7 protein-coding genes are annotated in these 9,507 nt (G+C 65.3%); 2 read left to right on the top strand and 5 right to left on the bottom strand.

What is annotated here, in order from left to right:
- Window positions 1-273 precede the first annotated feature (273 nt).
- On the bottom strand, window positions 274-1,788 hold the full coding sequence (ilvA, locus tag F572_RS0100135; protein ID WP_017940363.1) for a threonine ammonia-lyase, biosynthetic: 1,515 nt from the start codon (window positions 1,786-1,788) through the stop codon (window positions 274-276).
- A 102-nt stretch (window positions 1,789-1,890) separates the two neighbouring features.
- Here ilvA and rpiA point away from each other — a divergent pair, with 102 nt between their 5' ends.
- Together rpiA and F572_RS0100125 are read left to right on the top strand one after the other, a co-directional pair.
- Window positions 1,891-2,553, top strand: coding sequence for a ribose-5-phosphate isomerase RpiA (rpiA, locus tag F572_RS0100130; RefSeq protein WP_017940364.1), 663 nt, complete (start codon window positions 1,891-1,893; stop codon window positions 2,551-2,553).
- 20 nt (window positions 2,554-2,573) lie between these two features.
- A complete protein-coding gene (locus F572_RS0100125) occupies window positions 2,574-2,783 on the top strand; it encodes a DUF2905 domain-containing protein (protein WP_017940365.1) in 210 nt (69 codons plus the stop codon).
- 71 nt (window positions 2,784-2,854) lie between these two features.
- On the opposite strand, the gene F572_RS0100120 is transcribed toward F572_RS0100125, so the two are convergent.
- The 4 genes from F572_RS0100120 to F572_RS0100105 form a co-directional block, all read right to left on the bottom strand.
- Window positions 2,855-3,688 carry a rhodanese-like domain-containing protein gene (locus tag F572_RS0100120; protein WP_026142858.1) on the bottom strand — a complete coding sequence of 278 codons (834 nt, stop codon included), beginning with the start codon at window positions 3,686-3,688 and terminating at the stop codon, window positions 2,855-2,857.
- A 211-nt stretch (window positions 3,689-3,899) separates the two neighbouring features.
- On the bottom strand, window positions 3,900-7,742 hold the full coding sequence (locus tag F572_RS0100115) for a DUF3683 domain-containing protein (RefSeq protein ID WP_017940367.1): 3,843 nt from the start codon (window positions 7,740-7,742) through the stop codon (window positions 3,900-3,902).
- Between the two features lie 105 nt (window positions 7,743-7,847).
- Entirely contained in the window at window positions 7,848-7,997 is a 150-nt protein-coding gene (locus F572_RS14885) for a DUF3096 domain-containing protein (protein WP_017940368.1), read from the bottom strand.
- Window positions 7,998-8,079: 82 nt separating this feature from the next.
- Window positions 8,080-8,997, bottom strand: a complete 918-nt coding sequence (locus F572_RS0100105; protein ID WP_017940369.1) for an MBL fold metallo-hydrolase — start codon at window positions 8,995-8,997, stop codon at window positions 8,080-8,082.
- Between the last annotated feature and the right edge of the window lie 510 nt (window positions 8,998-9,507).

The raw sequence follows: 9,507 nt of genomic DNA, 5'->3' as shown, positions 1-9,507 counted from the left end.
AGCGAGTTCAGCGCCGCCCGCGAAAAGCCTCGGAGCGAGGGAAACCCCGGCCCGCGCAGCGGGCCGGGGTCGCGGCAGTCGGGCGTGTTTCTTGGGTACTTCTTTGCACGAGCAAAGAAGTACCTCGCGGTGCGCTCGCGAGAGAGCGCCTGGCAGTATGTGGACCGGAGCCACCGAAAACTCCAAGTGACGAACCAGGACCAGCCACTACAAGGCAGGCGGCCAGACAACGGAGCTGGCTGCGATGACGAACAAGCGCCTGGTGAGATGCTGTCAGCGCAGGAAGAGGGAGTAGGCCGGATTCGCGGTCTCCTCGTGCCAGGGGTAGCCAACCTCCTTCAGGAATTCGCGGAACCGGGCCCGGTCCTCGGCCGGGATCTGCATCCCCACCAGTACCCGCCCGTAGGCCGCCCCATGATTGCGGTAATGGAACAGACTGATGTTCCAGGTCTGCCCCATATGGGTCAGGAAATTCAGCAGCGCCCCGGGGCGCTCCGGAAACTCGAAGCGGTAGATCCGCTCGTTGCGGACCTCACCCCCGTGACCACCGACCATGTGCCGCAGGTGCAGCTTGGCGACCTCGTTCTCGGTCATGTCCAGCACCTCGTAGCCGGCCCCCTCCAGTGCCTCCAGGATCTCCTGGCGCTCGGTATCACCCCCCTCCAGCTTGATCCCGGCGAACACGTGCGCGCGTTCGTCGTCGGCATAGCGATAGTTGAACTCGGTGATGCCGCGCTTGCCGATCGCCTGGCAGAACTGGCGAAAGCTCCCCGGGCGCTCGGGGATGGTCACCGCGAACAACGCCTCGCGATGCTCGCCGATCTCGGCGCGCTCGGCCACGTGGCGCAGGCGATCGAAATTAATGTTGGCGCCGCTGAGCACTGCCGCCAGATTCGCGCCCTGCAGGCCCTCGCGCTGGATGTACTGCTTCATGCCGGCCACCGCCAGGGCCCCGGCCGGCTCGGCCACGACGCGGGTATCGTCGAAGATGTCCTTGATCGCCGCGCAGATGGAGTCGGTGTCCACCAGCAGAACCTCGTCGACCAGCTCGCGGCACAGGCGGAAGGTCTCCTTGCCGACCTGGCGCACCGCCGCGCCATCCGCGAAGATGCCGACCTGCTTGAGGTTGACCCGGCGATTCTGTTGCAACGCCTTGTACATTGAGGGCGCGTCATCCGGCTCCACGCCGATCACCTTGATCTCCGGACGCAGACGCTTGATGTAGGCGGCCATGCCGGCCGCCAGGCCACCGCCCCCGATACACACGAACACCGCGTCCAGTTCGCCCGGATGCTGGCGCAGCAACTCCATCGCCACCGTACCCTGGCCGGCGATCACGTCGGGGTCGTCGAACGGGTGGATGAAGGTGTAGCCGTGTTTGGCTTCCAGCTCACGGGCGTGCGCGGCGGCCTCGTCGAAGGAGTCCCCGTGGAGCACGGCCTTGCCGCCGAACCGGCGCACCGCGGCGATCTTGATCGACGGCGTGGTCACCGGCATCACGATCACCGCCTTGATACCCAGGTGGCTAGCGCCCAGCGCGACTCCCTGGGCATGGTTGCCCGCGGAGGCCGCCACCACGCCCTTCGCGCGCTGCTCCGGGGTCAGCTGGGCGATCTTGTTGTAGGCGCCGCGCAGCTTGAACGAGAACACAGGCTGCAGGTCTTCGCGCTTGAGCCACAAGGTGGAGCCCAGACGCTGCGACAGGGACGGCATCGGGTCCAGTGGCGTCTCACGCGCCACGTCGTAGACGCGCGCGGTCAGGATCTTCTCGAGATAGGGAAATTTCATGCCGAAACCATAGCATGCGAAGGGTTCACGCTTCCGCTTGTCCCGGGGGTGGAGCAGTCGGTATCCTCAATAAGTTACGGACCGTACATGCGAGAGACGTTGATGAATCAGGACGAAATGAAAAAGGCCGTCGCCGAGGCGGCGCTGGAACGGGTCGAGAGCGGCTGGATCGTGGGCGTGGGTACCGGCTCCACCGCCAACTACTTCATCGACGCCCTGGCCGGCATCAAGGGCAAGATCGACGGAGCCGTCGCCTCCAGCGAGGCCAGTGCCGAGCGTCTGCGGGGGCATGGCATCGAGGTGCTGGACCTGAACTCCGCCGGCCCGCTGCCGATCTACGTCGACGGGGCCGACGAGGCCACCCGACACCTGCACCTGACCAAGGGCGGCGGCGGCGCGCTGACCCGCGAGAAGATCGTCGCAGCGGCGTCGAAGACCTTCGTCTGTGTGGTCGACGAGACCAAGGTGGTGGACTATCTCGGCGCCTATCCGCTTCCGGTCGAGGTCATCCCGATGGCGCGCAGCCATGTCGCCCGCGCCCTGTCGAAGCTGGGCGGCAATCCGGAGCTGCGCGAAGGCTTCAAGACCGACAACGGCAACGTGATCCTCGATGTGCACAACCTGCGCATCATGAATCCGGTGGAGCTGGAATCCGAGCTCGACCACATCGCCGGGGTCGTGACCAACGGCCTGTTCGCCCGGCGTCCCGCCGATGTCATGCTGGTGGGCTCCGCCTCGGGTGTCGATGAGAGGGTCGCCCAGTAAAGCGTCCCGGATCGTTCGCCATGTCCGGAACCGGTAAGTGGCTGATCCTCATTGGCGGGCTGATCGTACTGATCGGCCTGCTGTGGCCCTGGCTGGGCAAGATCCCCTGGGGCCGGCTGCCCGGGGACATCGTGATCGAAAGCGAGAACAGCCGCTTCTACTTCCCGATCACCACGATGATCATCGTCAGCGTGGTGATTTCCGTCCTGCTGGCGCTGTTTCGTCGCTGATACCACCGGAAAGAAAAGGGCCGGGATCGCGAGATCCCGGCCCTTTTTTGATCTGCCCGGACCACCCCGGGTCAGCGCGTCATCACCTCGTCATAGAAACGCTGCAGGCCGCCTTCCAGGAAGCGGTAGTCGTCGATACCACCTTCCTCCAAGTGGTACTGCAGCCAACGCACCTGCTGGCCATTCTGGTCGAAAATCAGCAGCGGGACCCCGTCCCTGCGGGCCTGACCAAGGACGCGGTTAAGCCGGGTGATGTCCTGCAGCGGCGCCGAGATCTCGCGGCCGGCGAACAGCGAGATCTCGTCGCGCTCCTCGTTGCCACGCACATCGATCACCACCGCCCCATCGTCGTTGCGGACCCGGCGCGCAAAGGTGTCGGCGTCCAGCAGGCGCGCCTCGAACACGGCGTCGTCAATCAGCTGCGACTCGGGATCCTCGATCCGCTCGCCGCGCAGCATCGCCAGTCCGGGATAGCGTTCCGCCCAGTCCTTGACGCCAGCGTCATACGCCTGGGTCGGGCCCAGCCCGGCCGAGTTGGCACGGGCCGCCGCGCGATACGACATATAGCTCGTGCGCCCGTTGCAGTAGAACACCAGCGGGCCTCCGTGCTCCGCCTCCAGGGCGCGGACCTGGTCCTCGAAGTCCGGCGCGCTCAGCGGGACATGGTGGGCACCCTCGATGTGCAGGATGTCGTACTCCAGGCGCGGTCGAACGTCGATCAGCGTGGAGCGCGAGAGCTGCCCGCGCAGATCGAACAGGTCCACGGCATCCACGCCAAAGCGCTCGTACAGGCTGCGCCCGGGGAACTCGACAAAGGCCTGGGCACTGGCCATGACAGGGGCACCGGCCAGCCCGAGACAGAGGGCCATGACGGCAAGGCGGGGACTCAAAGAGCGAAAGGTCATGCGAACTCCCTTGCATGGACGGGTGGACATGCCGCACGCGTTACCGCGGCCTCGACGGGCATCGGGGACGATACGCGGTACCCCCCTGATGGCGCCCGTTAGGGCGACGCAGCGCGGTGATCCTTTATTCCGCCGCGTACGCCTGCTGCCCCCGATTGTAGCCAACCCGGGCGCGCCGTGTGGAGCACCCGGGCGGGGACGCCCGGAAGCGCTACAGCAGAACCTTCTCGATGCCGCCCTCGCGGGCGCGCTCGATGAAGTTCTTCTGCCAGCCATCCCCCATCAGCCGGTTGGCCATCTCGACCACGATGTAGTCGGTGTCCAGCCCGGTGTCCTCGCGATAGCGCGACAGGCCCTGCTGGCACGCCGGGCAGGACGTCAGCATCTTCACGTTGCCGTTCTCCGCCTTCTCCTCGCCGGTCAATTCCTTGATGCCCTTGTGCAGCTCTTCCTGCTTGCGGAAGCGCACCTGGGTGGCGATATCGGGGCGGCTCACCGCGAACGTGCCGGCCTCGCCGCAGCAGCGATCCGACTTCAGGACGTCCTGTCCCATCAGCTTGGAAGCGACGTCGGTCGGCTTGTGCGACTTCATCGGCGAGTGGCAGGGGTCGTGGTACATATACTGCACGCCCTTGAGCCCCTCGAGGTGCACGCCCTTCTCCATCAGGTACTCGTGGATGTCCAGCAGCCGGCAGCCCGGGAAGATCCGCTCGAACTCGTATTTCAGGAGCTGATCCATACAGGTGCCACAGGACACCACCACGGTCTTGATATCGAGGTAGTTGAGCGTGGTCGCCAGGCGATGGAACAGCACGCGATTCTCGGTACTGATCTGCTGACCCTTCTCGAAATCGCCGCCGGCATTCTGCGGATACCCGCAGCACAGGTAGCCGGGCGGCAGTACGGTCTGCGCACCCACGTCGTAGAGCATGGCGAGCGTCGCCAGCCCTACCTGGCTGAACAGGCGCTCGGAACCGCAGCCGGGGAAGTAGAACACCGCGTCCGAATCCAGATCCGTCTTCACCGGATCGCGCAGGATCGGCACGTAGCGCGAATCCTCCAGACCCAGCATCTGGCGGGTGGTCTGGCTCGGCAGCCCGGCCGGCATCGGCTTTTTCACGAAGTGCACCACCTGCTCGTGCACCGGCGCCTTGCCGGTGGTCGAGCGCGGGGTCTTGCCCTCGCCGGTCAGCCCGAGTTTCTTGAACGACCAGTGTCCCAGACGCTGGGCCGCATAGCCCATCTGGATCGCACCCATACGGATGCCCTTGATGGTGGCCGGGTCCTTCGCGTTGAGGAAGGCCATGGACATCATCGTGGCCGGCGTCGCCTTGCGCTTGCCCTTCTTGTTGAGGATCGAGCGCATATGCATGGTCACATCGCCGAAGTCGATGTCGACCGGGCACGGGTTCAGGCACTTGTGGCAAATCGTGCAGTGATCCGCGACGTCGTTCATCTCCTCGAAGTGGTTCAGGGACAGGCCGCGGCGGGTCTGCTCCTCGTAGAGGAAGGCCTCGACAATCAGCCCGGTCGCCAGGATCTTGTTGCGCGGCGAGTACAACAGGTTGGCGCGCGGGACATGCGTGTTGCACTCCGGCTTGCACTTGCCGCAGCGCAGGCAGTCCTTGATCTCGTCGTTGAGATCGCCCAGCTCGCTCTGCTCCAGGATCAGCGCCTCCTGCTTCACCAGACGCAGCGAGGGCGTGTAGGCGTTGTTAAGCCCGGACCCCTCCAGCAGCTTGCCGGCATTGAACACGCCGTTGGGGTCAACCTGCTTCTTGTACTGGGCAAACGACTTGATACGTTCCGGCTCCAGGTACTGCATCTTGGTCAGACCGATGCCGTGCTCGCCGGAGATCACGCCGTTCAGCTCGCGCGCCAGGCGCATGACGTCATCCACCAGACGCTCGGCCTGGTGCATCATCTGGTAGTCGTTGGAGTTGACCGGGATGTTGGTATGCACGTTGCCGTCGCCCGCGTGCATGTGCAGGGCGATGAACAGCCGGCTGGTCAGGACGCGGTCGTGGATCGCGGTCAGGCGCTTGCGCACCGGCTCCAGCTGGTGGCCGCCGAAGATCTCGAACAGCGGACGCTCGACCTCGGCCCGGTAGGAGATGCGCAGGCTACGACGCAGCAGCAGGTTCATCAGCTTGTCGTGGTCACGACGGTCGGCCCGGGCCGGCTCGTCCAGCAGCTCGTCGCATTCCGACGCGAGCGTGAAGAAGTTCTCCGAGATCGCCTCCCAGCGCTTCTTCACCGCCTGCAGGACCTCCACAGCGCGCTCGCGCTTGGATTCGAACCACTGCTGGCCCTCGCCGCCGGTGTCGTCCAGCAGCTCGCGCAGTTCCGGGTGGTCGCCGCGCATGCACTCCAGCACCTCGTCGACCATGATCAGCTTGTTCTTCAGCGACTCGCGCACGTTCAGGGATTCGATCCCCTCGGTGTACTCCGCCAGCCGTTCCAGCGGGATCACCACGTCCTCGTTGATCTTGAACGCGTTGGTGTGATGCGCGATGGCGGCCGTGCGGGCCCGGTCCGCCCAGAAGCGCTTGCGCGCCTCGGGGCTGACCGCGATGAAGCCCTCGCCGTTGCGGGCATTGGCCGCGCGCACCATCTGCGCGGCCAGCCGGCCGAGTGCGTCCTCGTTGTCGGAGACGATATCGGCGACCAGGACCATCTTCGGCAGATCGCCCCGGGCGCCCTTCGGGGTGTACTTCACGGCGCGCACGTAGCGTTCGTCCAGGTGCTCCAGCCCCGCCAGCAGAACCTCGTCCTCGGCATCGACCGCGTCCTTGATCTCGACAATCGCCGGAACCGCCTGGTGCAGGTCGGTCCCGTAGAACTCGAGGCACACGGTGCGGATGTTGTCCGGCATCCGGTGCAGGATGAACTCGGCCGAGGTGATCAGGCCGTCGCAGCCCTCCTTCTGGATACCTGGCACGCCCATCAGGGTCTTGTCGGTGACATCCTTGCCCAGTCCCAGCTTGCGGAAGTTCTGTCCCGGCATCTCCAGGATTTCGGGCTCGCCCTTCGGGGTCTTGCCGTCCGGCTGATAGCGGGTCACGCGGAAGCGGACGGTCTCGGCGTCGTGGATCTTGCCCAGGTTGTGATCGAGGCGCTCGATGTACATCCACTCCGCCTCGGGCGTGACCATCGTCCAGGCGGCCAGGTTGTCGAGCGCAGTGCCCCACAGCACGGCCTTCTTGCCGCCGGCGTTCATCGCCACGTTGCCGCCAATGGTCGAGGCGTCCTGCGAGGTCGGATCGACCGCGAACACCAGCCCGTTGCGATCGGCCAGCTCGGAGACCCGCTTGGTCACCACGCCGGCCTCCACGCGCACCACCGGCACGTCGTGATCCACGCCCGGCAGGGGGCGGCGCTTGACCTCGCCGAGGCCCTCCAGCTTTTCCGTATTGATGACCGCGGACCGCTTGGAGAGCGGAACCGCGCTACCGGTGTAACCGGTACCGCCACCACGCGGGATGACCGTCAGACCCAGCTCGATGCAGGCCGCGACCAGCGGGCCCATCTCCTCTTCGGAATCCGGGGTGAGCACCACGAACGGCAGCTCCACACGCCAGTCGGTGGCATCCGTCACATGGGAAACGCGGGCGAGGCCGCCGAACTGGATGTTGTCCTTGTGCGTGAGGCCCTTCATGCGCTTGCGCACCTGAGTCCGCAACGCCGCCGTGTCGGTAAATTCCTTGGCAAAGGCGGACAGCGCCGCCTGCGCGCGCTGGGCCAGCTTGAGCGCCTTTTCATTGCCGTCGGCCCGGGCCGTGATCTGGTCCAGGCGATGCTGCATGGCATCGATCAGCGCCTTGCGGCGCTTCTTGTCCTCCAGCAGGTCATCCTGGATGTACGGGTTGCGGGTGACCACCCACATGTCCCCCAGGACCTCGAACAGCATGCGCGCGGACACGCCGGTCCGACGCTCCCCACGCAGCTCGTTGAGGAGATCCCAGGTGTCGGATCCCAGGAAACGAATGACAATTTCGCGGTCGGAGAATGAGGTGTAGTTATAGGGTATTTCTCGAACGCGTTCGGCGGTCATTGAGGCGTGGCCCCCCGATCAGAATGAGGCCAAAGAGTAACGGGTCCGCACATCCCGCGCATGAACTCGCACTGTTGGTCCATGCTTTTGGGTGCCAAACTATCGCTAGAAATAGGCGAGCAGCCCCAGCACCCCGACCACGATCAGGTAGATGGCCACGATGTAGTTCAGCAGCCGGGGACGGATCAGGATCAGGATCCCCGCCACCAGTGAAAGGATGGCCATTAACAGGCCCGGTTCGATATTCAGCGTCATTGGCAATCACTCCTTTCGCTCGCAGGACCGGGGATACATCACAGGCCACCGGGGAGACCGCCTGGCCTCCCCGGGCTCCTTGTCAGAAGAGCTTCGCTTCCATCTCCAGGTAGACCGCATTCGCGTTGCTCCGGTTGGTCTGATCGAAGGCCGGGAGGTCCTCGTAGTCGCTCCAGTCCATCGAGCCGTAGGCCTCGTCGAAGGTCTCCATATTCTCCACGGCCGCGCCCATGTGCTCGCGCAGCTTGACCAGATAGTCCCGGGTGAATTTCACCGCGCGGCTCGCCTGATCCGTGGCCTCGCCGTGTCCCGGCACAAGGAACTTCAGGTCCATCTCCATCAGCTCGTCCAGGCGATTGACCCAGTTCTCCGAGTCCAGCGCGTCGTCGCCCAGGAACGGGATGCGCCCGTCGAAGACGATATCGCCGGCGAACACCACGCCGGTCTCCTCGACCACCATGATGATGTCGTCCGGCGCATGGGCCGGGCCGGCATGGACGCAACGGAAGGTCTTGCCGCCCAGGCGGATGGTGTACTCGTCGTCGAAGAACTCGTCCGGCGGGATAATCTGGGTATCCTCGTCCACCCACGGGGTCAGCACCCCGCGGCGCTGTTCCAGCCGCGCCACTGCACCGGGTCCGCCGAGATACTCGCGCGCCCGCGCCTGGCCGATGATCTTCGCATCGGTATGGTCGGCGAACGCCTGCAGCCCGTAGATGTGGTCCGCGTGGTAGTGCCCGGCGATCACGTACTTGATCGGCTGGTCGGTCACCTCGCGGATGCGGCGGATCATCTCGAAGCCAAGCGGAGGTGTCCCCAGGGCGTCATACACCACCACGCCCTCGTCGGTCACCACGAATCCTGCGTTCGAGGTATGCCCCTGGTTGTCGGGATCCGGGATCCCGGAGATTCCGATCATGTACCAGGTGTCCGCGCCTTCGACCTCGTGGGCGGTGGTGTCCACGGTCACGGGCTCGTAGGGGTTATCGGGTACGGACATGGTGGCGCCTCTCCTCTTCTGTATTCGGATCCATACGGCCCGGTGACTCCGGGCTCTGCGGCATTGGACGGGAAAAGCGCGTCAGAATTCCCTGCATTTCCCGATCCCGGTCGGGGGATTGTAGCGGAGTCGGGGACGAGGTCGAGGAAGGGGATGATGCGGGGCTACAGGTCGATCCCGAAGCTGGCAGCGCGGACCGGACGCCGCCTCCTGCGGTATCGACCAGACCTGGGGGAAAGATCGGCATCCTGCGTACCCATCCGATGACCCCGGGGTGGCAGAAACCGGAGGATTGCCCGCTCATGCGACACGCGAGCGCGCCCCGGGCCGCGCTCGAGTGGATGGCTGGGGGACCAGGATGATTCGGCGGCTGCGCCGCCTCACCCTTCGGACTGCACACGCTTCGCGCGTGCAGTGCTCCGCTGCGCTCCGCCGAACCTTCCAGGTTCGAACCCCGGGCTCGCTCATATATCCATAGAAAAGGGCCCCGCGAGGGGGCCCTTCTCTATG

Source organism: Thioalkalivibrio sp. ALE14 (assembly GCF_000376845.1).
In the GTDB taxonomy this organism is placed as follows: Bacteria; Pseudomonadota; Gammaproteobacteria; order Ectothiorhodospirales; family Ectothiorhodospiraceae; genus Thioalkalivibrio.
The sequence above is the reverse complement of the archived record's forward strand: the minus strand, read 5'-3'. Positions and strand labels throughout refer to the sequence as shown.

Coding starts and splice junctions, on each gene's coding strand:
- ilvA (WP_017940363.1), bottom strand. CDS start 1,788: ATGAAATTTCCCTATCTCGAGAAGATCCTGACCGCGCGCGTCTACGAC.
- rpiA (WP_017940364.1), top strand. CDS start 1,891: ATGAATCAGGACGAAATGAAAAAGGCCGTCGCCGAGGCGGCGCTGGAA.
- F572_RS0100125 (WP_017940365.1), top strand. CDS start 2,574: ATGTCCGGAACCGGTAAGTGGCTGATCCTCATTGGCGGGCTGATCGTA.
- F572_RS0100120 (WP_026142858.1), bottom strand. CDS start 3,688: ATGACCTTTCGCTCTTTGAGTCCCCGCCTTGCCGTCATGGCCCTCTGT.
- F572_RS0100115 (WP_017940367.1), bottom strand. CDS start 7,742: ATGACCGCCGAACGCGTTCGAGAAATACCCTATAACTACACCTCATTC.
- F572_RS14885 (WP_017940368.1), bottom strand. CDS start 7,997: ATGACGCTGAATATCGAACCGGGCCTGTTAATGGCCATCCTTTCACTG.
- F572_RS0100105 (WP_017940369.1), bottom strand. CDS start 8,997: ATGTCCGTACCCGATAACCCCTACGAGCCCGTGACCGTGGACACCACC.